Consider the following 23,459-nt stretch of genomic DNA (forward strand, 5'->3'; position numbering starts at 1 on the left):
CGAAACCAGAGGGATGTCTGAGTATGTCTTGAGAAAGTGCTGGAGATCAGGTGGATGGAGAAGTCCATGCATTGTCGTCAAAGTGGGTGTCCGATAGCGTCGCACCAGTGGAAAGTGAACGTAGTCACAGTGAAAATGCAGTACATCGAATTCAGAAGCACGCCGAAACACTTCTTCGACGAGAGCGACGTGATGTGGAAGCGTTTCTCTGCACGAAAGGTCTCTCCACAGCGCCTTCGGGCAGCCGGGAACGAGTGTAGCGCTCGTTCGCGAATCTCCGCTTGCAAATAAGGTCACGTCGTGACCCATCCGCACAAGTTCTTCGGTCAGCCAGGACACAACACGCTCAGAGCCACCGTAAAGAGTGGGCGGAACGCTCTCAAATAAAGGAGCAATCTGTGCAATTCGCATCCTTACCCCTAGCTGAGTTGGAGCATCGGTAATCCCTGTCGGATCTTCTGGAAGTAGCAGATTTCGACTAAGGTTGGCCATAATTCAAGCGAAGATCGAATTGACGCAACAGCGTCATCCACAATTCTCACGAGATTGTGCTGGAAAAAATCGGGCTCGAACCCATAAAAGGCCTTCCGGAGATTCGCTGCAAACAGCCGAAGAGACTCGGCGCGCTCTGCAGTGGGTGCCGTTTCCGTAGCAGCAAGAGCTCGGCTATGGAGCGCTGTGATCTTGGCCAAAATCTCCTCGGCATCCTGTGCTGTAAGGTCTCCCTTGTAATCGAAGCTCACACTAAGCTCATCGATACACGTGACAGACTCCCGTATCTTCCGTTTCAGGAGGTTGGCGATCTCCTCATTCAAGACCTCAGAAGCGGGCGGGTTCCTCATGTAATTGCTTTTTGTATGATGTTGCGCTGCATCTACATGCGCTGCAACGATTCCTTCCTGCTGAATCCATATGCGATAGATGTAGTCTTCGAATCGGAGGCGTGTCGGAAAGAACGGCGGAAGCCCAAATGTATTGTCATAACCCGCGACGCCACAATCCATCCGCCAGTTTTTATTGGTCAGAACCGGCCTGAAATTCTCTAGGACATAGAGATCGTTTAGATCATCGGGGCTCAATTGCTGATCATTTCCAAGAAACATGTCTACAAAATCAATCGCGTCAATATCGTTCGTGCCAGAACGAAAGGTCTGGGCCATTTTTACAATAGCGTCGTCGCGCATGGCGCCACGCTGTAGCCTCATCGTGTTTTCTTCCGCAAAGCCTTTGGTCGCGTTTGTCTCAAGTTCCATCGCTGTATCGATGAGCAGTTCACCGCGTTCGTAGTTCTCCGGAACCTCGCTGCTCTTCTTGCCTAGAACATCGAGAAATGCGGACATGATGTCAAAGGATTTTCTTGCATAGCCGTTCTGCCCGACGCGGTGAAGTCTTCCTCTACTGATTTCGTCGCTCTCCAGTGATTCGGGGCTATCCTCCATCAACGAGTAAGGCCGCATGTCATCGTCGGAACTCACCATGAGTCCTCCGAGTGTGTACATGAGCGTGTAATTTCGATTGCCGCCGTAGCTAGGCCGGAAAAGATTCTTTACCAGTGGTTCGAGCTGTTTGTTGCGCAGGCGAGAGTTCACATAGGAAAGAAATTCCTGCTTCTGTTGGGGACCAACATAAAAGAGATCCGACTTTGTCTTGATGTCTTTCAGCTGGGGGAAATACTTATCGACATTCGACGGCGTCGAATCGTCGAACACGATGATCTGGGGAGAGTGTCCGTTGCGCCAAAAGTGCTCATCGTATTCACGAATGGTTTGACCAACATCTCGCAAGCGGTGAGTGGGAATTACAAAGTAACTGTCGGGCTCCTGCATGACGACCTTTCGCCTCCAAGCCATAAACATTCATTCCATCGAAAGGAATGTGCTGGCTTCTCTATTCCATCGCCTGAGGCATCAGGAAGGCATAAAGGTTTCGACAATCTTGAACACGATCTTGGCGACCAACTTCAGCGTCAGGAATTCGGCTTAAGGGGGATCGAGAAACTAAAGACCGATCCCTCTCCGAGGCGGCTGATTACCTGCATGGTTCCTCCGTGCGCTTCGACGATCGCTTTGCTGATGGACAGTCCCATTCCCGTGCCCGATATGCGTTGATTGTGCATGGGAGCGCGATAAAAGCGATCAAAGATAAGCCCTTGCTCGTGGGAATCGATGCCGATCCCTTTGTCTGCAACGCTTGTTACAAGAAAACCAGATTCGACCGTTGTGGTGACCACAATAGGGCTTTGATCTTCAGAATACTTCGCGGCATTCTCCAAAAGATTGGAGACGACTTTTTTCAAAAACTCCTGATCAGCCACGATATCTCTTTTCTGCTGCAGCCGCACCTCCACCGGATGATGTTCCCCGACCCATGTGCAATCCTCTTGCGCGCTTTTAATTACTTCCTCGATATCGACCCGCTCGAAATTCATATGGACCTGCATTGCGTCGAGTTGCGACATCTCTACCGCCTGCGAAACAAGCTTGTTGATTCGATCACTCTCTTCATCGATGATGGTAAGGAGTTCTCTTCGATCTTCCTCTTTCTCTATCTGCGTCGAGAGCAAGATGCTTGCTGCACCCTTGATTGAGGTCAAGGGGGTTCGCAGTTCGTGCGTAATCGAGTCGATCATCAAGCTGCGTAGCCGTTCACTCTCTTTTGTAGCCTCAGCATGTGCTACGTTTTCCAGTGCGCTCGCACGATCCAGGGAAACTGAGATCAATCCACCAATTGCCTCCATCGCGTCGCTCGATAAGGTCAACCCACGCACCAGGAGTAACCCGCGAGGCTTCACTCCTACTTTGAGAGGAACCCTGAACTCATCTCCGGTCTTCTCAACTGCATTGATCTGAGACGCCTGCTGCCGGAGGTGCGGTCGTTCCACATCAGCGACCTGTTCTGTACCTGCCTGATAGATCCTGTCATCTTCAATGAGATAAATAACAGCGGCTCGCGCATGCGTCGCACCGATAATAGCTCGCGGAACCGCGGCAACCAGCTCGGCAACATTATCGGTCGCAAGCATTTCACGGCTTAAGGAGAAAAGGGTTTCCAACTCACGTTGGCGGGAGCGGGCCTCCTCGGCCTCATCGCGTGCGCGCTGGGAAAGCCTGCTCCCAATGACCGCTGTGGAGAGAAATGTAAGAAGTGCAAGCCAGTTTTGTGGGTCAGAGACAGTGAGCGTTCCTACAGGCGGAAGGAAATAATAGTTGTAGCAGAACGTGGCCAACAGAGATGTGACCACTGCATAGCGGAGGCTCCATTGCGCTGCGAGGATCAATATGAACAGTAATAGGGTTAGGGCGACAGTGGTTGGGTTGACATGTAGAAACCGACGATATATGAGTACAATTCCGGCCAGTGCGAGAATGGAAGCTGTCCAACGAATAAGCGTCAGGAGGCGTCGAGAGTTCATGAGGAGCATTCTAAGCCGTGAGTGACAATAAAAAATCTCCAGAGGATTGGCTTAATTCGAGCGAAGCTGAAAAGACTCGAGGGCGCTTTAAGATATTCCTCGGCTATGCACCGGGGGTCGGAAAGACATACAGCATGCTTAGCGAGGGCATTCGCCGCCGCAGCCGAGGCGAAGATGTCGTCATTGGAATCGTCGAAACACATGGTCGCGCCAGTACGGCTGAACTGGCCGCAAAGCTCGAACAGGTTCCACGTCGCGAGGTGGAGTACCGAGGGACCTTGTTTACCGAGATGGATGTTGACGCGATTCTGGCGCGTATGCCTCAAGTCGTCCTTATCGACGAACTGGCACACACTAATATCGAGGGTAGCCGCGCCAAGAAGCGATATGAAGATGTACTACTCTTGCTCGAGAGCAATATTGATGTCCTGAGCACAATCAATATTCAGCATGTCGAAAGTCTGACCGTTCGGGTACAGGCCTTGACCGGCATTAAGGTGCAGGAGCAAGTCCCGGATTGGGTGTTGGATGAAGCCGATGAAATTGTGATCAGCGATCTAACGCCAGAGGCGCTCTCGACACGTATGCGACGGGGCGATATCTATCCGGCGGAAAGGGTGGAGCGGGCCCTTTCAAATTTTTTTCGCCGCGGGAACCTTATAGCTCTAAGGGAAATGGCCCTTCAACGAGTCACTCGCGCGGTTGATAAAACGCTAGACGATTATGTGCGACGTAAGCGGCTGGGAGCGCACTGGTCGGTGGCCGAGAAGGTCGCCGTTTGCATCAGCTCAAACCCTGAAGCTCGTGACCTGATTGCTCGCGGTGCGCGCTTTGCAGAAGCGCTCGACGGTGAGCTTTATATTCTTCATGTGACAAATGATCGTGACGAGGACCCAACTCGGAAGAAGACCCTTGAGTCCCATATTCAATTCGCCAACAACCTGGGCGCGAGTGTCGTTCACTTGACAGGTGGCAATGTAGCGTCCGTTACAGCAGCGTTTGTGACGGAGCACAGGATCACGCAGGCGATCTTCGGGCGATCTGCTTTGCACGGGCTTAAGAAATATCTCTACTTTTTGGCCATACAGAAGTTCATGTCAGAGGCGCCGCACGTGGATTTGCATATCATTACACAGGAGACACGATGAGTAGCACAATCCTAGTTGTCGATGACGATCCGCAGATCACTCGGATGCTCAGAACGTCACTTCAGGCGAGCGGATATCGAGTCCGGACTTCCCATGACGGGGTCGCGGCGCTCGAACAGATTCAGGCCGAGATGCCAGACCTCGTCATTACCGACATTTCAATGCCCCGAATGAACGGCATCGAATTGACCAAGGAAGTGCGACGAACCTCTCTTGTTCCGATCATCGTGCTGAGCGTAAGAGATACGGATGACTCCAAGGTGAGCGCCCTGGATGAAGGTGCGGACGACTACATAACTAAGCCATTTCGAACGCCAGAGCTTCTTGCTCGCGTGCGTGCGCATCTTCGACGAAAGAGTGCTGTCGCATCACAAGACACGCCACCCCGCATTGTTCAAGTCGGTGATTTTGAGATCGATTCAGACTCTCGGCTGGTGAAAGTAAAAGGAGAGAGTATTCACCTCTCGCCTAAGGAGTTTGAACTTCTTCTGTTGTTCGCCAATAACCCGTTACGTGTGCTTACGCATAAGACGCTGCTCAAATCTATTTGGGGATCTGTCGGTGCCTCCCAACCGGAGTATCTACGTGTGCTGATCGCCCAACTGAGAAAGAAGATCGAGCCAATCTCGAATGCACCCTACGTACAGAGCGAGCCTTGGGTGGGCTACCGCTTTCATCCAACCGGCAACGACGAACTTACAACTTTTTAACTTTTATTCTACTGAATTCATACGGACTCGGAGAGTTAAATACTTTCTGGGCTCATATGAAACTACTCGGGTTCACGACGGAAGTGCTCGGCGGCAGTCTGGAACTGCAAAATGCGTGGACTGCAGAAACCCGTCAGGACTGGAGCCTCGGAGCCGGCTCCGAATACCCCGATGGTCCCCATGCCCTTTTTAGTGAAGCTTTCCAAGCTCTCAACAAACTGACATTGGTTGCGGATCATCAGTTCAGGTCAAGTTTCCTCGCGCGGCGGAATATCGCCGTGGGTTTTCCTCTCGTCCAATTTTTCTCACCGATATCTCAGGAGTTCCCAGCCGTTGGCAATACCGAAAACACTGGGCCTGATCTGTGGGGTTCCCAAACAGGGAAGCTGCTAGCAGCGCCCGGAGGTTTCCATGCTCGACGTAGTTGCACTCATCCTATTCGTCATCTTGTTTCCGCTCAGCTTGCTTTATGTCCACGGCTGTGAGCGCCTGAAAGGAAAGCGCAAATGATTCTTAATATCATCCTGCTCGCCATCTCCGCTCTGTTGATGGTTTATCTCGTTTACGCACTGTTACGTCCGGAGAAGTTCTAAATGTCACTCAACGGTTGGCTTCAAATAGCGATTTTTCTCGCCACAGTTCTTCTCCTTGCCAAGCCGATGGGAAGCTACATGACGAGTGTGTTCGAACGTCGGAAGACATTTCTCGATGTGATCCTCGTTCCCTGCGAGCGCTTGCTTTATCGCCTTACCGGTGTGAAAGCTGATGAAGAGATGACCTGGGGAGAGTACGCAATCTCGATGCTTGTCTTCAGTGCGGCAACCCTCGTGCTCACATACGTCGTGCAACGCCTGCAGCATCTTCTTCCATTGAATCCGCAACATCTTGGAGCAGTAGCACCAGATCTCGCGCTGAACACAGCCATCTCTTTCACCACCAACACCAATTGGCAGTCGTATGTTCCCGAGTCGACGATGAGCTATCTAACCCAGATGCTTGGACTCGCAACGCACAATTTCTGGTCTGCTGCTGTCGGCTTGGCGCTTGCGGTAGCCTTCATTCGAGGGATTGCACGACGTGAGATGAAAACCCTCGGCAACTTCTGGGTGGACCTGACCCGAGGAACATTTTGGGTCCTACTGCCGATTTCCACGATCCTTGCGGTGGGGCTCGTATCGCAGGGGGTAATTCAGAATTTCCGCTCCTACGACACCGTAAAGCTGGTAGAAGCACAAAATGTAACAGGTTCCGATGGCAAGACTGCGACCGTAACAACCCAAACGATCGCCCAAGGCCCTGTTGCTTCGCAGGAAGCGATCAAGATGTTGGGAACGAATGGGGGCGGCTTCTTCAACGCCAACAGCGCCCATCCCTTTGAAAATCCCACGCCGTTTTCTAACTTCCTCCAGATGCTTGCCATCTTTCTCATTCCGGCAGGACTCACCGTCACACTCGGCCAGATGGTTGGCTCACCTCGACATGGATGGGCGGTTCTTGCGGCAATGGCAATCTTGTGGTTTGCAGGGACGTTTACCTGTTATTGGGCGGAGGCTCACGGCAACCCGTTGCTTCATGGAACTGATCAACATGTATCGGATCTCCAATCTGGCGGCAACATGGAAGGCAAAGAGGTGCGGTTCGGAATTGCAAGTTCCGCGCTCTTTGCTACGGTTACAACCGACGCAAGCTGCGGTGCGGTCAATGGTATGCACGATAGCTTCACTCCTCTTGGCGGCATGGTGCCAATGATCAACATCCTTCTGGGTGAAGTTGTTTTTGGCGGAGTTGGCGCGGGGCTCTACGGCATGCTGATCTTCGTCGTCATGGCTGTCTTTATTGCCGGTCTGATGGTCGGGAGAACACCGGAATACCTTGGAAAGAAGATCGAAGCATACGACGTGCAGCTTGCCATGCTGTACCTCCTCATCTTTCCCTTGATCATCTTGGGTTTCTCGGCCGTTTCTGTGTTGATGCCGAACATCGGACTGAGCAGTCTCACCAATCACGGCCCGCATGGCTTGTCTGAAATTTTGTACGCATACACCTCCGCAACAGGTAACAATGGCTCGGCTTTTGCCGGGCTCAACGCCAACACACACTGGTACAACTACACCCTTGGCCTTGCGATGTTCTTCGGTCGCTTCATGATGATCATTCCTATGCTGGCAATCGCAGGCAACCTGGCGGGCAAAAAGATCGTGCCAGCGTCATCGGGAACATTTCCTGTTACTACACCGTTGTTCACGTTTCTGCTCACTGGCGTCATCCTCATCGTCGGAGCGCTTACGTTCTTCCCAGTCCTCTCCCTCGGTCCGATCCTCGAACACCTGCTCCTGCAAGCGGGCCAGACCTTCTAAAGGAGCTACGAGAAACCAATGGCACATACAGCAAAACGTCGCTCCATATTCGATCCTCAGATTGTTCGTCGCGCGAGCACAGATGCTCTCGCGAAGCTCAGCCCCAAAGTCATGATGCGGAATCCCGTCATGTTCGTTGTCGAAATTGGCAGCGTTCTTACAACGGTTCTTCTCATAGTGAATCTCGCAACGCATCGCGGACATTTCCGCTTCGATATCCAGATCACGCTATGGCTTTGGTTTACCGTTCTCTTCGCCAACTTCGCCGAAGCTATGGCGGAAGGGCGAGGCAAAGCTCAGGCAGATGCACTCCGGCTCGCGAAATCCGAGACGACGGCGTATCTTGTCGGTAAGAACGGCGTAGAGGAAATTCCTAGCTCACAACTTCGCGCAGGTGATGTCGTCCGTGTGACCGCAGGACAGATGATTCCGGGCGATGGAGAGGTGATCGAAGGCGTCGCGTCAGTGGATGAATCCGCTATTACAGGAGAGTCGGCGCCTGTCATTCGCGAGGCTGGCGGCGATCGCTCCGCAGTCACGGGCGGCACGCGCGTCCTTAGTGACGTGATCACGGTGCGCATTACCTCAAATCCGGGTGAAACCTTCCTTGATCGCATGATCGCTCTGGTGGAAGGAGCGGAACGTCAGAAAACACCGAACGAGATCGCGCTCAACATTCTGTTAGCCGGACTTACGATCATCTTCCTCTTAGCGGTCGTAACCCTCCAGCCCTTCGCGTTGTACTCCGGCGCACCGCAGACAGTTTTCGTCCTTGTCTCTTTGCTGGTGTGCCTTATTCCAACAACGATTGGCGGCTTGCTATCCGCCATCGGTATCGCTGGAATGGATCGCCTGGTTCAACACAACGTGCTCGCCACGTCGGGACGCGCCGTTGAAGCTGCGGGAGACGTTAACACCCTGCTTCTCGACAAAACCGGAACGATCACCATTGGAAACCGCCAGGCCTCTGAGTTCGTTCCAGCGCCCAATGTGTCGCCAGAAAAACTGGCGGATGCGGCACAACTCTCCTCGCTTCCTGACGAAACTCCAGAGGGACGATCGATTGTCGTGCTCGCGAAGGAGAAATACGGCTTGCGCGGCCGCGAGCTTGGCCAGATGAACGCTGAGTTCGTACCTTTCTCAGCAACGACACGCATGAGTGGTATCGAAGTCGATGGCCGAAGCATTCGTAAAGGTGCTGTTGATGCGATTTCCCGCTATCTCCAAGAGCATGGATCACAGCTACCGGCTGCAGTTCGCTCCGCCGTCGAGGAGATTGCACGAAGCGGCGGAACGCCGCTGGTTGTCGCAGAGAATGACCAGGCGCTTGGCGTGATTCATCTGAAGGATGTCGTCAAGGGCGGCATGCGCGAACGTTTCGAGCAGCTCCGCGCCATGGGGATCCGCACCATTATGATCACAGGCGATAACCCCTTGACGGCTGCGGCAATCGCGCGTGAAGCCGGCGTTGACGACTTCTTAGCCGAGGCTAAACCCAAGGACAAAATGGACCTCATCAAGCGCGAGCAGGGGGAGGGCAAGCTTGTCGCTATGACAGGCGACGGCACAAATGATGCGCCGGCCTTGGCTCAGGCAGACGTAGGAGTTGCAATGAACAGCGGCACCCAGGCGGCAAAGGAAGCCGGCAATATGGTCGATCTGGACAGCAATCCAACGAAACTCATCGAGATCGTCGCGATTGGCAAGCAACTTCTGATGACTCGCGGGGCGCTGACGACGTTCTCAATTTCGAACGACGTCGCGAAATACTTTGCTATCATCCCAGCGATGTTTGCAGGTGTCTTTCCCGTCCTCAATGCATTGAACATCATGCATCTGCATAATGCTGAGTCGGCAGTGCTATCCGCTGTCATCTTCAACGCACTGATCATTGTTGCACTGATTCCGCTCGCCCTCCGCGGTGTGAAGTACCGTCCGATGTCCGCAGCCGCTCTTCTACAGAGAAACCTGCTGGTGTATGGTCTTGGCGGCATCATCGTTCCGTTTATCGGAATTAAGCTCATCGACATGATCATTGTCGCGATCCACTTGGCCTAAGGAGACCTTATGAAGAAACATCTCATTACAGCCTGCCTCTATACGCTCGTGACGGCCGTTCTACTGGGAATCATCTATCCTTTAATCGTCACAGGCATCTCACAGGGTCTGTTCCACGACAAAGCAAACGGACAGCTCATCGTGAAAGATAATCAGATCATCGGCTCGAAGATCATCGGACAGCCTTTTACGGGGCCGGGCTATTTCCATAGCCGTCCTTCTGCTGCAGGATCTGGATACGATGCTTCTGCCTCCAGCGGCTCGAATCTTGGCCCCACAAACAAGATCTTGGAGGACCGTGTCTCCGCGAGCGTAAGGGCCGAGAAAGCACCGAATGTGCCCGTCGATCTCGTAACCGCCTCAGGTTCCGGGCTTGACCCGGATATCTCACCAGCTGCGGCACTCTACCAGGTGCCACGTGTGGCGGCAGAGCGCCACGTCAACGAAGCGCAGGTGCGTAAACTCGTCAACGATCACACAACGCAGCGACAATTGGGGCTACTGGGCGAGCCGCGCGTCAATGTGCTCGATATCAACCTTGCACTTAGCGAGTTTAAATAGCCGGTGGAAAGGGACTGGGCATCGTCCGCTTCGTCCCTCCCGCCTTCCTTATGTTGCGGGTGGTCTTCTAAGCCTTAGATACAGACTCCGAGTCATCCCTGCGCTGAGAGTTCATGAACCGCCTTCTGAAGAGTTACCTCCATCGTCTGCACATGAGGCAATGGCCTTGCTGAATGTGGTCATCTCCGATGCGACAGCCGGACAATACTCCGACATCACCCTGATTACGTTGGAGATCGTTGTGGTCGACGAATGATAACCATCAAGGGCCGCTTCGAATTTAATCCCGTGCGATGTAAGCAGTGATAGCTAAATACTTCTTACAACCTCGTCTCTCTGTCGCCCCGATCGCCGCTTGGTATTTTCGCGGATTGGGCAGGCAAAACTCTTGAACGCGATACGTCTTGAGCACTCAGAAGCAGGAAAGCGACCGTTGTCTTCGACTCGCGCAACAGTGAGGGCGCCGGCGCGCCTCTGAGCGGTCGTGCAAGTCACAATGTCGATAGGTCCTAACTGGTTGGGAGATTCAGCAGCAAAAGGCAGCAACAAAAGCGAGGTACATCATCAATGACGAACCCCTTGGGAGCGCCTGCGGGCGTCATTCACGTCCCTCGATTCTGATGGGGGAGGGTGAGGTAAAAGCTTGCGCCCCGCGGAGAGTTGTCGGTAGCCCACAAGCGGCCACCATGCGATTCAACGATGGAACGGCTGATCCGAAGTCCCATGCCGGTGCCGTGGGGTTTAGTGGTAAAAAACGCATTGAAGATCTCGTCCGCCTGCTTCGCGGGAAGCCCCACGCCGGTATCGCTGACGGACACAACAAGCTGCCCGTCTTCCCCTCGCTGCGACGTGATGGCGAGCTCGCGCGCCCCCTCCACGTTGTTCATCGCATCGATGCCATTGATCATCAGGTTCATCACCACCTGCTGCAGTTGCACACGGTCTCCCATGACCGGGGGAAGATCCGTGGCCAGCTCCGTCCGGACAGCAATTTTGTATCGCATGGCCTCGCTGCGCAGGAGAAGGATCATCTCTCCGATGACTGCGTTTACATCAACGGGCTCCCGTACTGGAGTCCCCTTGTTGAAGAGCAGGCGGAGCCGGCTGATGATCTCCGCCGCACGCATTGCGTCTTTCACGATTCGGGTGGCAGCTTCGCGCGCCTCATCCAGATTGGGGGGATCGCGGTTAAGCCATCGTTTGCAGGTATTGGCGTCTGTGACGGTTGCGGCAATCGGTTGCTTCACTTCGTGCGCCAGAGACGCAGTCAGCTCTCCCATGGTGTTTACCCGGCTGACATGTGCGAGATCTGCGTACGCCTGACGCAATCTCTCACGCTCTTCCTCCGCCTGCTTACCCGCGGTGACGTCGATTCCGGTGCCCACGAACTCAACGAGATCGCCGGATGGGTCGAGAACCGGGTGCCCTATTGCGTGGATGTTTCTGATCTCGCCGCCGGGATGAACGATTCGATAATCAACCTTATACTCTCCCCGTTCGCGCGTTGCTCGCTCTAACTCTTCCGCAACGACGGGTCGATCGTCCGGATGAATGCGTTGAACGAATGTTTCGAATGGTGGCATGCCGTCTGCTGGGTCAAAACCTAGCAGACGGAAGCACTCATCGGACCAGTACCTGTTTTCGCCCGTCGCTGGGGTCCATGCCCAACTGCCAGTATGGCTGAGCCTCTGTGCTTCTGCTAAATATGCCTCGCTCTCCCGAAGCTTCATTTCAGACTGCTTTGCCGTGGTGATGTCCATGAGGGTGCCCACAAATTCGAGGCTGCTCCGAGAAGACTCCGACACGCGAGACGATGCGCGAACGTGCTTGACTCTCCCCTCCGGCATCAGCAAGCGATGTTGAATATCAAATCCTGTCTTCTCGTTGATCGCTTGATCGATGCTTTGACGCACGAACTCTCTATCGTCGGGATGAATCCGATCAAATACCCACTCCATCGTTGGCTTCGCGGATCGATCATATTCAAAAACTTTGTAGGTTTCCTCCGACCAGAAGATCTCGCCGCTGACGGTATTCCAGCAGAAGCTGCCTGTGTGGCTTATGCTCTGCCCTTGAGCCAGGAGGGCTTCGCTGCGTTGCAGATCAGAATAGAGGTTGGCGTTCTCCAGCGAAATCGCGGCTTGCGAAGCCAACAACTCCAGCACTGCGACCCGGTCCGACGTAAAGGCGCACGGAGTCAAATTATTCTCCAGGTAGAGTGCGCCGACAAGCTTCGATTGTTGGACGATGGGAAGACATAAAACAGATCTGGGGCGCTTCTGCTGGACATACTCGTCCTCGGAATACACATTCCTGACCGACGCATCATCAAGGACAACTTGCTTCTGCGTCCGGATCACATAATGAAGCGCAGATTGGGGGAGATCAGATGGCGTGAGGGCGGTTTGTCGAACGGTGACGTCGATACTGCCGTGGGCGGTGGTGGCCTCCGCCTCGACCTGGGGCTCGTCGCCCCGGAGAAGGATAAGCAGGCCCCGCTCGGCTCCTGCATGCTCCACCGCGATTCGCATGAGCTTCTCAATCAAGTGGGAGAGAACCATCTCGCTCGAGAGTGCCTGTGAGGACTTGACCACCGTCTGGACGTCCAATTGCCCCACGAACGTGCCGATCGTGGCGGCGGGAGATGTGGGACTCTGTTCCTCGCTAAGGTGCGGGTAGAGTGCCTCGAGCTGCTTCAGCTTCCCCACCGCGCCCCAGCGGTCGTAGCAGTTCCGCGCGTTGCGCAGATAGGCGTGGGCGACCGTCTCGAAGCCCCGCGCCAGATAAAACCGCGCGGCGAACTCATTAGCCAGACCCTCGTTCTGCACGAAGCCGTGCTCCCGGCCAGACTGAATCGCCTGCTCGTACAAGTACATCGCATCGAGGGCGCGGTCCTCGATGCGAGCGATCTCGGCGGCGAGCAGCGCGGCACGGTTGGCGAAATTCTCGGGGCAGCTCTCCGCCCACGCCTCGAACTGCTTGTGGTGTGAGGCGAGGGCCTCCAGATGCTGAGACCGTTCGTCGGTCGATGCCGCATCGTACTGTGCTGCTCGCGCGAGCGCGTCATAGAAGTGGTATTCGGCCACTTCAAAGAATGACGGCGACGTCCAGAGAAGCTGTCGGGCCCTCGATCCTGCCTCGACGGCGGAAGCCCAATCGTTCGCGTAGACGCGCGCCTGAAGCTTGCGGATCCAATACCAGCACTCGGGAAGCGCCAGACGCGGATCACTCTCAAAATGTTGTTCGAAGCTGCTCTCGTCGAACCCTTCCTCATTGAAGCAGCCGAACTCCGGCGTCAGGCCACGCAGCGTCCGGATCAGACCGAGCTGCCCGGTGATAATGTCGATCACCAGCCCAAATCGCGCCTTCCGCGCGAATTCGAGCCCGTTCTCGGCCTCTCGCTGCACCTCGCCCAGAGGATCGCCGCTCGCCAGCAGATTCGTGTTCAGATTGTTGCAGCTATAGGCCGCAAAGGTCAGGTCGCCGGTCTTGTTCGCGGCATCGAAGGCGCGACGCACCAACGCCCGGCCCGTCTGGATGTGCCTCGTCCAGGGCATGACAAGATTCCCGAAGGACATGTACGCCCGCGCCTGGTAGCGATGCAGTCCCCGCTTCTCCACTAGATCGTACCCGAGCCTGCCGAATCGGAATCCGGCCTGGTAGTCGCCAAAGTGCGGTCCGAGAATCATACCGAGCCAGACATAAGCAAAGCACGATCCGTCGCTGTTGCCATGTTCGAGGCTGAGATTGACCATCCGGCAAATCACCAGTGAGAGCAAATTCTTGTCGGTGAACAATGCTGGCGTCACGACCTCCGTCAGAACATTGAGCGTCGCGCGAATCTCCGGATCATTCATTAACGGCAAGTCAATCAGTTCCTCGATCGATCGGCCGCCGAGCTGGCGCCCTATCTGCTCGTATTCCTGCCTGACTTCGTCATTTGTGGGATGCGGCAACCAGTGGGCGCCTCTGTGCCGTTGGAAATCGAGGCACACCTCGACACCACGGTCGCTCCGATCCAGGGTGGTGTAAAGCGTCATGCGCAGGCAGGCTACGATGGCGGTGTCTAGGAGGTTCATAGCGCCTCGGGAAAGCATCGTGAGCCGCTCTTCCGCCGCAGCCAGGTCTGCAGTCAGCAGCTCGCACTCGGCGCGGTGGTACTCAAGCGCAAAGGTGAGTTCGTAGCGCCGCTCCCAACTGTCCTCCGCTAGCAGCTTGCGGCCGGCAGCGAGATATTTCAGCGCCGCGGCGTAGGCCATTGAAGTCTTGGCGCGCTTGCCGGCAAGAAGATTAAGCTCGGCGACACGCTCGCATTCCTCCCGCACATCGATCAGTGCGGCGCCGCGATTCAGCTGGTTCACAATCTCGAAAATATTCTCCTCGATCTCGTCCGGCGCCGTCCGTGCCGCAAGCACTCGGCCAATCCGAAGGTGTGCCGCCGCCCGCTCGTCTGCGGGGATGAGCGCATAGGCAGCCTCCTGAACGCGGTCGTGGAGGAACGTGTAGGAGCTCTCCAGACAGAAGATCAGCCCCGTCCGAGCGGCCTCCCAGAGTGCCTTGTGGATCTCCTCTTTTGATTTGCCGTGAACCAGAGTCAGGGTGGCGATCTCGACCACGTTCCCGAGACAGGCGAGTTGCTTGAGTGCTTCCTGGGTCGTGTCGGGCAACCGCTTCAGCTTCCCGACCATGAGATCCACGACGTTATCGGTGTAGCCTTTGGCGCGGATGCGCGCCAAGTCCCATGTCCAGAACCCCGGCTCCGGATCGAACACGAGCAGCCCTTCCTCGGCGAGCGCCGTGAGGAACTGGATAGCGAAGAACGGATTGCCGCCGGTTTTCTCGTGCACCAGCTGCGCCAGAGGGTGGGCGGCATCCCGATCGCAGTGCAGGGCATCGGCGACGAGTTGCTCTACATCCTCGAGCCGAAGAGGCGCTAGCGTGATCTCCTGCACCCTCGCACCGGCCTTGCGGATCGTCCCCAGGGTCCGCATGAGCGGGTGAGACGAACTGACCTCGTTGTCGCGGTAGGCCCCGACCAGCATCAGGCACCGCACATCCGGATCGCTAATCAGGTGCTCCAGCAGTTCAAGGGTCGCCGCGTCCAGCCATTGCAGATCGTCGAGGAACAATGCAAGCGGGTGCTCCGGCTGGGCAAACGCCCCAAGGAACCGCCGGAACACCAACTGGAAGCGGTTCTGCGCATCTCGCGGCGGCAGCTCTGGAACGGGCGGCTGTTTCCCGAGGATGAACTCGACCTCCGGGATCAGGTTGACGATAAGCTGCCCGTTTGGGCCCACCGCTTCCCGCAGTGCGCCGCGCCACTGGCCCATCTCCCCTTCGCTCTTTACGAGGATCTGACGGACGAGGGCCTGGAACGCTTGTGCCAGGGTCGCATACGGGATGTCGCGCTTGTACTGATCGAACTTTCCGGAAGCGAAAAGCCCGCGCGGCGGAACGAGCACCTTGTGCAATTCATTTACCACGGAGGATTTGCCGACACCGGAGTAACCGGAGACGAGCACCAGTTCCGGTGTGCCCTCGACCACGACCCGGTCGAGGGCCGCCAGCAAAGCGTTGACCTCGCATTCTCGCCCGTACAGTCTCTCGGGGATCAGCAATCGGTCCGACGTGTCGCGCGCGCCCAGCGGGAACGCATCGATGCGGCCATGCGACTCCCATTCCGCCAGGCACATCCGAAGATCGGTCTCCAGGCCGGAGGCAGTCTGGTAGCGCTCCTCAGCGTTTTTGGCGAGGAGCTTCATGACGAGACTCGAGAGCGGCTCGGGGACAGTGCCGCGTTCGCGCGGCGGCGTCGGCTGGCGCGCAATGTGGCAGTGGATCCACTCCAGCGGATCGGCGGCAACAAACGGCAGAGTGCCCGTCAGCATCTGGTACAGGGTGACGCCCAGAGAGTAAAGATCGCTCCGGGCATCGATCGAGCGGTTCATGCGACCGGTCTGTTCGGGTGCCATGTAGGCAAGGGTTCCGGCAATGACCTCCGGCGGCGCGGGCGCCTGGCACTCCTGTGGCAGCCGGGATGCTATCCCGAATCCGGTCAGTCGGACGTTGCCGGCGTCGTCGACCAGCACGTTTGCAGGCTTGATGTCCTTATGAATGAGACCGTGCCGATGGACTTGGCCGACTGCTGTCGCCAAGCCGATGGCGATGCGCAGAAAGCGAGTCAGCTCGAGCGGTTGCCCCTCGACCCTTTCAAGGACCCGATCCAGTGGCTCGCCGCCAGGATCCATGAGGACCAGCATCGTCCGGCCGTCGTGACGAGTCACCTCCAGAGGACGGGCTGCCCACGTAGGGTCGAGTTCGGTCCTGAGCGAGTATTCGTGTTCGATCCGCCGAAGCCCCTGAGGTGACGGACGTTCTGCGGCGAGTGCCGCCAGCAAGACCGGAAATGGGTTGCCACGCTGCCGGCCGCGGTAAAGAGTGCGCTCCCCGCTTTCCCCAAGGGTCTCCAGCACGTATTCAGAAGACTCCGTCATGGAGACAATCCCTGTCGTTGCGGTTAGAGGATTATAGTCTGTGCTTGGCTTGCCGCGTCTCTCGACGCGGCGGAGGATTCCCCCGACAAGCTGTGGCGCTCAAGGAATATCGCCGCGGCAGCTCTCCAGTCTCGACAACGAAGACGCGACGCCGTCGTTGGGATACTCCAGTAAATTGAGAGTCAAGAACTCGGCAGGCGATCCCATACCCGAGTTGAACCAGCATCCCGAGGACGGCTCCAAACGTTCGTCCGTCGTCGATCGACAGGACGCCGGGGACGTTCTCCCTCCAGCCATACGGGGCCTGAGCCTGCCAGCAAGCCGAGCAAACTCGACGGTGAGGTTGCCACGCGGGCCATCCAGTCCTGCTCGCTTACCGGCGACGGAGAAAGACTGGTAAGGTGTTCCGGCCAGGTCGATTGCTCCAACGATCTTAAGCGGATCAGAACTGAGACGGTCCTCTTGAACAAAGTTTCAGCGGTCGGGAGAAAAACATTTCACCATAAGACTCACGTCTTTATCGACACGCCCTTGGCTAGCGCGGGTGCTGGCGAATACCTTCTGGATTATCCCCCAGGAGGGACAACGACAGGCAACGCTAACAAGCTGCGCGCACACTCCTCGGCTCTTGAACCGATTCCTGGACTATCGCAAGAATACTCAAACCGACGTGCGATCCTCCCGGCAGCTACTTTAGATGTTCTAAAGGAGATGGCGATCTTGCTTCCTCGATGTTAACCATCACACCTCACGTCCAGAAGGCCTGCCAGAAACATTCGAGCAATTAGTAGAACACTATCGGTTGATCGAGGATCTGGAAAAAGAATCCGAGCGGAAGGTCCGACAGACGAAGCAGACCTACGCTGTTTATCTGAAGGCGAGAATCGTTCCGCATTGGAGCGGTTACCGTCTTCGGGAGATCAAAGCAGTCGCAGTAGGGCGGTGGCTTGGCTCCATCGATGATTTATCGAATGGCACGAAAGCGAAGATCAAGGGCATCATGAGCGAAGTCTTTCAACACGCGATCCGCTACGGCTGGCTCAACCATGGAGAGACCCCACCTTTGCCGTCCGCCAGAGCACCAAGCGGAAGCGGGTTACGGAACCGTTGGAAGTGACGGAATTTCGTGCGCTCATGCTGGAGTTGCCACAGAAGATGCGCGTCATTGGCATCGTGGCGGCAACGACAGGGCTACGCATCAGCGAAATCCTGGGTTTGTGGTGGATGGGCATCGACTGGAAGACGTTGCAGATGGACGTTACCCCGGTCGGTCGTGGACGGTATTGTCGGGAAGTGCAAGACGGAGACCTCCCGCAGGCCGGTTCCCATCGATGAGTTCACTACTGCCGAGTTGCTGGGCCTGGAGGCGGGAAACTTGCTATGCCGATCCGGAGGACTGGGTCTTCGCGAGCGAACGAGTTCAGGGCAAAATGCCGCCCTGGGCCGATACGCTTCTGAATCGCTTCTTGCAGCCCGCCGCAAAGCGGGCCGGAATCACGAAGTGGGTCGGCAGCCATACCTTCCGGCACACCCATTCCATGCTGCTCAAAGCTAACGGGGAAGATATTAAAGTGGTCCAGGAATTGATGCGCCACGCCAACATCGTCCACGACGAGAGCATTTATACCAAGACTCTGACATGAGCCAAGCGATACGTACAAAGCCGGGTGGTCGATGTTCTTATGGACCGCTCAAGGAGTGTCGTAGAAAGTGCTGCGGAGGATGCAGCATGAGAACCAACGTATCGAAAGCGCATCGCGTTTTTCTGCGAAACCGCTACGTTGTTGGGATTATTGGTGGACCTGATCGGGATCGAACCGATGACCTCTTCCATGCCATGGAAGCGCGCTCCCAGCTGCGCCACAGGCCCACTCTCTTGGAAGGACTCTTTCTATTTTCCGCTACCTTTAAAGATTCGTCAAACCTCATGGGAACTTCACGCAATTGACTGGTGTCTAAGTCTCTAGAGTGAGCGAGCACTCTGCCGCCGGCGGCGCAGTTTCTTCATTCTATGCATCAGAAACAGTGCATTTGCCATGCGTTACACAAAAGTTTTAGTGTAGAGGTCACCCGATATGCAGGCGGGCACGTTCTTGGGAAATCTGACCAGCGCGATAGGCATTACGACGGAAGAAGCGGCGCTCGTCGCCGATCTGAAGGCCGGCAGCGAGGAGGCTTTTGGCATCCTCATTGCGCAATACCATCAGCCACTTTACTCTCTCATCGCACGCAGCCTGACCGACTCCGCCGATGCGGCCGATATCACGCAGGAAGTCTTCATTAAGGTCTTTCGCAGCATTCGCGGCTTTCATGGTGACTCAAGTCTCAGGACATGGCTCTACCGAATTGCCCTGCATGAAGCCTCGAACCAGCGCCGCTGGTGGTCGCGGCACAAAAAGCAGGAGCTCACGATTGACTCGGCAATCGACTCAGGAGATTCCGGGGAGGATGGCATATCGCTCGCCGCAACCTTGGCGGACAGGGGGGGGTCACCCTTCGATCATGCTGCGCAATCGGAATTGAAGTATCGTGTCGAAGAGGCGCTCCGCCAGATCCCTGAGGTCTTCCGCACCGTTGTTGTGTTGCGCGAGATCGAGGGTTTCGCCTATGAAGAAATCGCCGAAATTCTGAATGTGAATATCGGCACGGTTAAATCGCGGCTGACCCGTGGACGTTCCGCGCTCCGTGCTCTTCTAGTCGCCGACGCAAAGAATTCCGCTACTTCCACAACTTCCGTTCCATCCAACCTTCATACCGGGGCCGTTTCCAGCCCGGGGACGGTGACGAGATGAACTCCCCACAGTGCGGCAAGATACGGTCTTCCTTCTCAAGCTATCTGGATGGTGCGGTGGACGGTCGCCAGATGCAGGTGATTGCACTACATCTGGACGAATGCACGGAATGTCATCGGGAGTTTGAAGAGTTACGAGCCATGCAGAGCTCATTGGCTTCTCTTGGTCCCGCAAGAGCTCCTGCGGATATGGGAACCCGCCTGCGTGTTGCAATCTCGCACGAGATCGCCTCCGGCAAACGGACGTGGAGCGACGTTCTGGCGCTGAAATGGGAAAACACGATTCGGCCTTGGGCTGTGCAGGTCTCGGCGGGTGCAGCCTGCTCGATTATGCTGGTCGGCACAATCATGGTTCTGCTGGGTCTCTTCGCCGCCCCGCAGCCAGTCATGGCAAATGATGAGCCGTTGGGAGCGATGACATCACCGCACTATCTCTACTCCGCGGTGATGCCGAGACCGATCGTTACGAACCACGATTCGGCGATCATTGTAGAGGCTTTCGTAAACGATCAAGGTAGGGTATACGACTACAACATCGTCTCCGGACCGGAGGATATCTCGGTTCGAAATCAGGTTGTTGATCAGTTGATGCTTAGTGTCTTCGAGCCTGCTCGAGTCTTCGGCGCTCCGGTGCGGAGCCGCGTCGTGATGACTTTCTCCGGAATCTCCGTGCAAGGGTAAATACACTTCACTTGATTGGGAGACAATTTTCCTTGTCGACGCCCGTAATGCGCAGACAATTCAGTAGAGCCGTGCGGCGATTGCAGTTATCTCCGATGAATCAGCTTGCCATCGTGCCCCGCCAGGCAGGATCTCCCTCGGAGAATGCTCGGAGGATCTCCTTGCGACCCCGGATTGCCTGGCACACAGAGCACTCCTCAGAGTGTCTCCCCATCTCCTGCTGGACAACGGTAATTTCAATCTCCGCCTCGACCTGATCCGACACGGAATCCGCTAAGATCTGGGTGTCGTCAATTCGGCGATATGCCTTTATCAGGCGGATACCTAACAAATCCATCTTCGGGCAGCGTAGTTCATCCATGACAACCCCCCGGCAGAAGTCTCTGCTTGCGCACTTTTTAGCCCTACATACCTGCATGAGAGAAGCCGGAAAACCGGAAAAGAGAGAGTAAATTCTACTGCGGACTGTGATGCAAGAGATTGCATCAGGGTTGCTGGGGCTTATGGGGCCAGGGCCGTTTGAGCCCGCTGCGACTGACAACATGATGCAAGGGTAGATGGACGTTTAGCGTCACTCCACGTCTGGGGCCCTCGCCAGGTACGAATGGCGGTAAGGTCGATGTGAAATGGAGCCGTTGCCGGATGATTCGGCGGGAGAGCTTTCAGAAGGCCATCGCCCAGAGGAGGAAGAGCGTGAATGAGAGCTTGAAGGCGGGGAACAGTTGCAGTTCCTGTGAGATGCAACGTGTAGCCAGTCGCGTCAAAACGTCCTTCGAGAGTGGCCGGATCATGGCCGCCAAGCTGCAGCAGAGTGGGAGCGAGCAACAAGCCATGAGCAGGCGCGCGAGCCGGAGCGGCAGCGTGATGGTGCGTGGCGGTCCTGCTGGCGGCGTAGACCTGAACATCCTGAGAGAGCAGGGTTACCACGGATCCGTCTGCGGATGTTTCGCTTCCCGTCGATGTTGTGGCGGCCGCCTCTACCTTTCCCTCGGACGGAACTTTGAGGGTTGCGTCGCTCAGCGTGAACTGCCCCTGCCAGCGATGTGCACTTCCGTTTAAAGAGCCGTCTTTCCGGTCTATAGCTGGGCCTTCGTAGGTCATGCTTCCGGTAAGAAGCCCGGTTGCTTCGATATCGGGGGAGACATGAGGGCTGGTGGCGCGAAGCCAGGACAGCAGCGTTGAGGCGGAAATTCCGGATGTTCCCAGCTGCAGGGAGGAGTCGCTGAGCCGATGGACATTGGGAATGGTTCCAGTCAATGCGACAGCCTGGGCGTGGGACGAAGCTGCTGGAGGCCAGCTGCAGCGAACATCCTCAAAGGCGTGAAAAAGTCCTGAGGCGGTTGCATAGCACTCAACCTGCGCGGAAAGAGGCGTCTCAGGAACAAAGTCGGAGGGCCGCGCATCTTCAAGGTGGAGGCGAGTGGTGACGGCACTTTCGCCAAAGGTCCCCCGAATATTGACAGAAAGATTCATCTCCCCCCGCCAGCCGGCATCGCGGCCAAAGAGGACACGGGTGGCTTCTCCAAGTGGAGCATCTCGCCACTGGCCCTGAAGATTGAGTGGAACCTGACTGAGAGAAGGCGCAGCGCCCAGGGTAGATTCAAGCTCGATCGTCCCGGTATCGGAGACGTTCGAGTCGGTGCGGGTGGGGTGTGCACGAAGGCGAAGATGCCATTGGTGAGGATCGGGAAGCCAGAGCGCGAAGTCTGCATCGACGAGGGAGAAGGGCAGCTTTTCCTGTTCCTGCTTGAAGTTGAGGCGGGCACCGGTAGCCTCGATGTAGGGAAAACGCGGAGCGGAGCCGGCATGCCGCTGGGCCGTGGGGGCGGTTTCAATGTGCGATGCCTGGAGGAGGATGCCCTCAATATTCCATTTACCGTCGGCTGTATGGACGAGGTTAACGCTGGGGTCGGTGAAGCTTATGGTAGAAAACTCTACCTGACGACGCCAAAGAGAGGGGATGCGAAGCGTGGCGCGAACGGAGTTGGCACGGATGATGGGCTCCACGCCAAAGGCCGGGTTCTCGCCTACAACGAGATTCTCGATGGTGAAGCCGGGCAGGGGAAACAAAGTCAGCGAGATGCGGTCCAGGTGGACGGGGCGGCCGAGACTGTCTCCGATGCTGGTTGCGATGCGGCGCTGGTAGCGCCCGATATTCACCAGGGGAGGAACAAAAATGAGCAGAAGAACGATGAGAATGCCGAGATAAAACAGCCGGAAACGGCGAAAATGGGCGCGGAAGGGGGGGATGCTCCTTTGTTCCGCTTCGCTGCGAGGGGGAACAGGCAAAGGGAGCAGGATTTCCTGTTCAACCATATTGCCAGGTTGAAGAGAGGCGTCCAGGGGAACCGGCGCGACGTGCTGGGATGGATAGATCTGCCGCATGAAGAATATGGGCTAACCTTGAAGCCCCGCTAACGAATGAGATGGAATGTGCGCTTCCAACGCGTCTGATCGACGATGTGGACGAGAATGTGGCCCATGAAGGCAAGCCGTTCGCTAATGCTCTGCTTTTCGATCTGATCGGCGGGCGTTTCAAAGGACCAGTAAACGAACATAGGTCTGCCCACGATATTCTCGCGAGGGACGAAGCCCCAGTAGCGGCCATCGAGGGAGTCCGGGCGGTTGTCGCCCATGGCGAAGATTTTTCCGGGTGGAACGACGAGGTCACCGTTCTCGATGTGCTGAGGCAGTTCGTACTGCCAGGATGCCGTGACTTGGTACATAGGGTCGGGCGGGATGCTCGGAAAGTCGTCGCGGTAGGGATTGTACTCGTGCTGCGGATCGCCATCCGAGGTCGGCATCGCAGCATAAGGTTCTTTCTGAGCTACCCCATTGAGATAAACGACCCCGTTACGAAGATGGATATGGTCGCCGGGAATTCCGATCGCCCGCTTAACGAGGAAGAGATCGGGTTCGCCAGGCTTGAGGAAGACAATGACATCGCCGCGATGAATGTCGCGGTAGAAGGTAAAGGGGGCCCATTTCGCCGGTGGCGCCAGCGAGATCCGGTCCACCAGCACGTGGTCGCCGATCAGGAGCGTTTTGACCATGGAGGCGGAAGGTATTTCGAAGTTCTGAAAGACGAAGGTCATCACAAAGAGGCCTACGGCAAGCACGCTGGCGATCGATGCCAGCGATTCGAGGGGGGTCTCAGTCTGATGCTCGGCCCGGGGCGCAGCTTCTTCGTTCTCAATGGATTCCATCGTCTTCATCGACCAGCTCTCTCCACGTGTGTCTTTCCAGT

Annotated in this window: 16 protein-coding genes, 1 tRNA gene and 4 pseudogenes; 11 read left to right on the forward strand and 10 right to left on the reverse strand. The window is 56.2% G+C overall.

Features of this window, described 5'->3' with window-relative positions:
• Positions 1–48 precede the first annotated feature (48 nt).
• The 4 genes and pseudogenes from BDD14_RS33770 to BDD14_RS33125 form a co-directional block, all read right to left on the reverse strand.
• Positions 49–492 (reverse strand): annotated as a pseudogene (locus BDD14_RS33770) (glycosyltransferase); the annotation flags it as partial.
• Positions 420–1,850 carry a hypothetical protein gene (locus tag BDD14_RS18400; protein WP_242618048.1) on the reverse strand — a complete coding sequence of 477 codons (1,431 nt, stop codon included), beginning with the start codon at positions 1,848–1,850 and terminating at the stop codon, positions 420–422. The gene BDD14_RS18400 and the pseudogene BDD14_RS33770, both read right to left, overlap by 73 nt.
• A gap of 116 nt (positions 1,851–1,966) precedes the next feature.
• Positions 1,967–3,052, reverse strand: coding sequence for a sensor histidine kinase (locus BDD14_RS18405; RefSeq protein ID WP_242618261.1), 1,086 nt, complete (start codon positions 3,050–3,052; stop codon positions 1,967–1,969).
• Between the two features lie 21 nt (positions 3,053–3,073).
• Positions 3,074–3,421: pseudogene (locus BDD14_RS33125) on the reverse strand (DUF4118 domain-containing protein); the annotation flags it as partial.
• An 8-nt stretch (positions 3,422–3,429) separates the two neighbouring features.
• On the opposite strand from BDD14_RS33125, the gene BDD14_RS18410 reads away from it, so the two are divergent.
• From BDD14_RS18410 to kdpC, 6 genes are all read left to right on the forward strand, one after another.
• The gene (locus tag BDD14_RS18410) at positions 3,430–4,560 is read left to right on the forward strand and encodes a histidine kinase (protein ID WP_130420081.1); all 1,131 of its coding nucleotides are present in this window, start codon (positions 3,430–3,432) and stop codon (positions 4,558–4,560) included.
• Positions 4,557–5,270, forward strand: coding sequence for a response regulator transcription factor (locus BDD14_RS18415; RefSeq protein WP_130420082.1), 714 nt, complete (start codon positions 4,557–4,559; stop codon positions 5,268–5,270). The genes BDD14_RS18410 and BDD14_RS18415 overlap by 4 nt, the downstream gene beginning before the upstream one ends.
• A 506-nt stretch (positions 5,271–5,776) precedes the next feature.
• Complete coding sequence (gene kdpF / locus BDD14_RS34550; RefSeq protein WP_130423337.1) at positions 5,777–5,863, forward strand: K(+)-transporting ATPase subunit F; 87 nt, start codon at positions 5,777–5,779, stop codon at positions 5,861–5,863.
• Positions 5,864–7,627 carry a potassium-transporting ATPase subunit KdpA gene (kdpA, locus tag BDD14_RS18425; RefSeq protein ID WP_130420083.1) on the forward strand — a complete coding sequence of 588 codons (1,764 nt, stop codon included), beginning with the start codon at positions 5,864–5,866 and terminating at the stop codon, positions 7,625–7,627. It begins immediately after the preceding gene.
• Between the two features lie 18 nt (positions 7,628–7,645).
• On the forward strand, positions 7,646–9,685 hold the full coding sequence (gene kdpB, locus BDD14_RS18430) for a potassium-transporting ATPase subunit KdpB (RefSeq protein ID WP_130420084.1): 2,040 nt from the start codon (positions 7,646–7,648) through the stop codon (positions 9,683–9,685).
• A gap of 9 nt (positions 9,686–9,694) precedes the next feature.
• The gene (gene kdpC, locus BDD14_RS18435; RefSeq protein ID WP_130420085.1) at positions 9,695–10,246 is read left to right on the forward strand and encodes a potassium-transporting ATPase subunit KdpC; all 552 of its coding nucleotides are present in this window, start codon (positions 9,695–9,697) and stop codon (positions 10,244–10,246) included.
• A 602-nt stretch (positions 10,247–10,848) separates the two neighbouring features.
• Here kdpC and BDD14_RS18440 read toward each other — a convergent pair.
• From BDD14_RS18440 to BDD14_RS34560, 3 genes and pseudogenes are all read right to left on the reverse strand, one after another.
• Entirely contained in the window at positions 10,849–16,740 is a 5,892-nt protein-coding gene (locus BDD14_RS18440) for an ATP-binding sensor histidine kinase (protein ID WP_130420086.1), read from the reverse strand.
• A gap of 31 nt (positions 16,741–16,771) precedes the next feature.
• Positions 16,772–17,014: pseudogene (locus BDD14_RS34555) on the reverse strand (DNA cytosine methyltransferase); the annotation flags it as partial.
• A 35-nt stretch (positions 17,015–17,049) separates the two neighbouring features.
• A pseudogene (locus BDD14_RS34560) lies at positions 17,050–17,172 on the reverse strand (DNA cytosine methyltransferase); the annotation flags it as partial.
• A gap of 370 nt (positions 17,173–17,542) precedes the next feature.
• On the opposite strand from BDD14_RS34560, the gene BDD14_RS18450 reads away from it, so the two are divergent.
• Genes BDD14_RS18450 through BDD14_RS31920 form a run of 3 tightly spaced genes read left to right on the forward strand, consistent with a single transcriptional unit; the run spans position 17,543 to position 18,383 of the window.
• The gene (locus BDD14_RS18450) at positions 17,543–17,857 is read left to right on the forward strand and encodes a hypothetical protein (RefSeq protein ID WP_130420087.1); all 315 of its coding nucleotides are present in this window, start codon (positions 17,543–17,545) and stop codon (positions 17,855–17,857) included.
• On the forward strand, positions 17,854–18,075 hold the full coding sequence (locus BDD14_RS31915) for a site-specific integrase (protein WP_165420143.1): 222 nt from the start codon (positions 17,854–17,856) through the stop codon (positions 18,073–18,075). The genes BDD14_RS18450 and BDD14_RS31915 overlap by 4 nt, the downstream gene beginning before the upstream one ends.
• Entirely contained in the window at positions 18,072–18,383 is a 312-nt protein-coding gene (locus BDD14_RS31920; protein ID WP_165420144.1) for a tyrosine-type recombinase/integrase, read from the forward strand. The genes BDD14_RS31915 and BDD14_RS31920 overlap by 4 nt, the downstream gene beginning before the upstream one ends.
• A 151-nt stretch (positions 18,384–18,534) precedes the next feature.
• Here BDD14_RS31920 and BDD14_RS18460 read toward each other — a convergent pair.
• A tRNA-Ala gene (locus tag BDD14_RS18460) sits at positions 18,535–18,610 on the reverse strand.
• A gap of 205 nt (positions 18,611–18,815) precedes the next feature.
• Here BDD14_RS18460 and BDD14_RS18465 point away from each other — a divergent pair.
• Positions 18,816–19,532 (forward strand): RNA polymerase sigma factor, encoded by a 717-nt coding sequence (locus BDD14_RS18465; protein WP_130420089.1) that lies wholly within the window; start codon positions 18,816–18,818, stop codon positions 19,530–19,532.
• Positions 19,529–20,212 (forward strand): anti-sigma factor family protein, encoded by a 684-nt coding sequence (locus BDD14_RS18470; RefSeq protein ID WP_130420090.1) that lies wholly within the window; start codon positions 19,529–19,531, stop codon positions 20,210–20,212. The genes BDD14_RS18465 and BDD14_RS18470 overlap by 4 nt, the downstream gene beginning before the upstream one ends.
• Positions 20,213–20,713: 501 nt before the next feature.
• Here BDD14_RS18470 and BDD14_RS18475 read toward each other — a convergent pair.
• Both BDD14_RS18475 and lepB read right to left on the reverse strand, forming a co-directional pair.
• Complete coding sequence (locus BDD14_RS18475; RefSeq protein ID WP_130420091.1) at positions 20,714–22,597, reverse strand: AsmA family protein; 1,884 nt, start codon at positions 22,595–22,597, stop codon at positions 20,714–20,716.
• Between the two features lie 29 nt (positions 22,598–22,626).
• A complete protein-coding gene (lepB, locus tag BDD14_RS18480; protein WP_423201760.1) occupies positions 22,627–23,427 on the reverse strand; it encodes a signal peptidase I in 801 nt (266 codons plus the stop codon).
• Between the last annotated feature and the right edge of the window lie 32 nt (positions 23,428–23,459).

This window comes from Edaphobacter modestus (assembly GCF_004217555.1).
Classification (GTDB): domain Bacteria; phylum Acidobacteriota; class Terriglobia; order Terriglobales; family Acidobacteriaceae; genus Edaphobacter; species Edaphobacter modestus.

Excerpts from the sequence above, each read along its gene's own strand:
- kdpF (WP_130423337.1), top strand. The coding sequence starts at position 5,777 with ATGATTCTTAATATCATCCTGCTCGCCATCTCCGCTCTGTTGATGGTT.
- BDD14_RS18415 (WP_130420082.1), top strand. The coding sequence starts at position 4,557 with ATGAGTAGCACAATCCTAGTTGTCGATGACGATCCGCAGATCACTCGG.
- BDD14_RS18465 (WP_130420089.1), top strand. The coding sequence starts at position 18,816 with ATGCAGGCGGGCACGTTCTTGGGAAATCTGACCAGCGCGATAGGCATT.
- BDD14_RS18440 (WP_130420086.1), bottom strand. The coding sequence starts at position 16,740 with ATGACGGAGTCTTCTGAATACGTGCTGGAGACCCTTGGGGAAAGCGGG.
- BDD14_RS18400 (WP_242618048.1), bottom strand. The coding sequence starts at position 1,850 with ATGGCTTGGAGGCGAAAGGTCGTCATGCAGGAGCCCGACAGTTACTTT.
- BDD14_RS18475 (WP_130420091.1), bottom strand. The coding sequence starts at position 22,597 with ATGCGGCAGATCTATCCATCCCAGCACGTCGCGCCGGTTCCCCTGGAC.
- BDD14_RS31920 (WP_165420144.1), top strand. The coding sequence starts at position 18,072 with ATGAGTTCACTACTGCCGAGTTGCTGGGCCTGGAGGCGGGAAACTTGC.
- kdpC (WP_130420085.1), top strand. The coding sequence starts at position 9,695 with ATGAAGAAACATCTCATTACAGCCTGCCTCTATACGCTCGTGACGGCC.
- kdpB (WP_130420084.1), top strand. The coding sequence starts at position 7,646 with ATGGCACATACAGCAAAACGTCGCTCCATATTCGATCCTCAGATTGTT.
- kdpA (WP_130420083.1), top strand. The coding sequence starts at position 5,864 with ATGTCACTCAACGGTTGGCTTCAAATAGCGATTTTTCTCGCCACAGTT.
- lepB (WP_423201760.1), bottom strand. The coding sequence starts at position 23,427 with ATGAAGACGATGGAATCCATTGAGAACGAAGAAGCTGCGCCCCGGGCC.
- BDD14_RS18470 (WP_130420090.1), top strand. The coding sequence starts at position 19,529 with ATGAACTCCCCACAGTGCGGCAAGATACGGTCTTCCTTCTCAAGCTAT.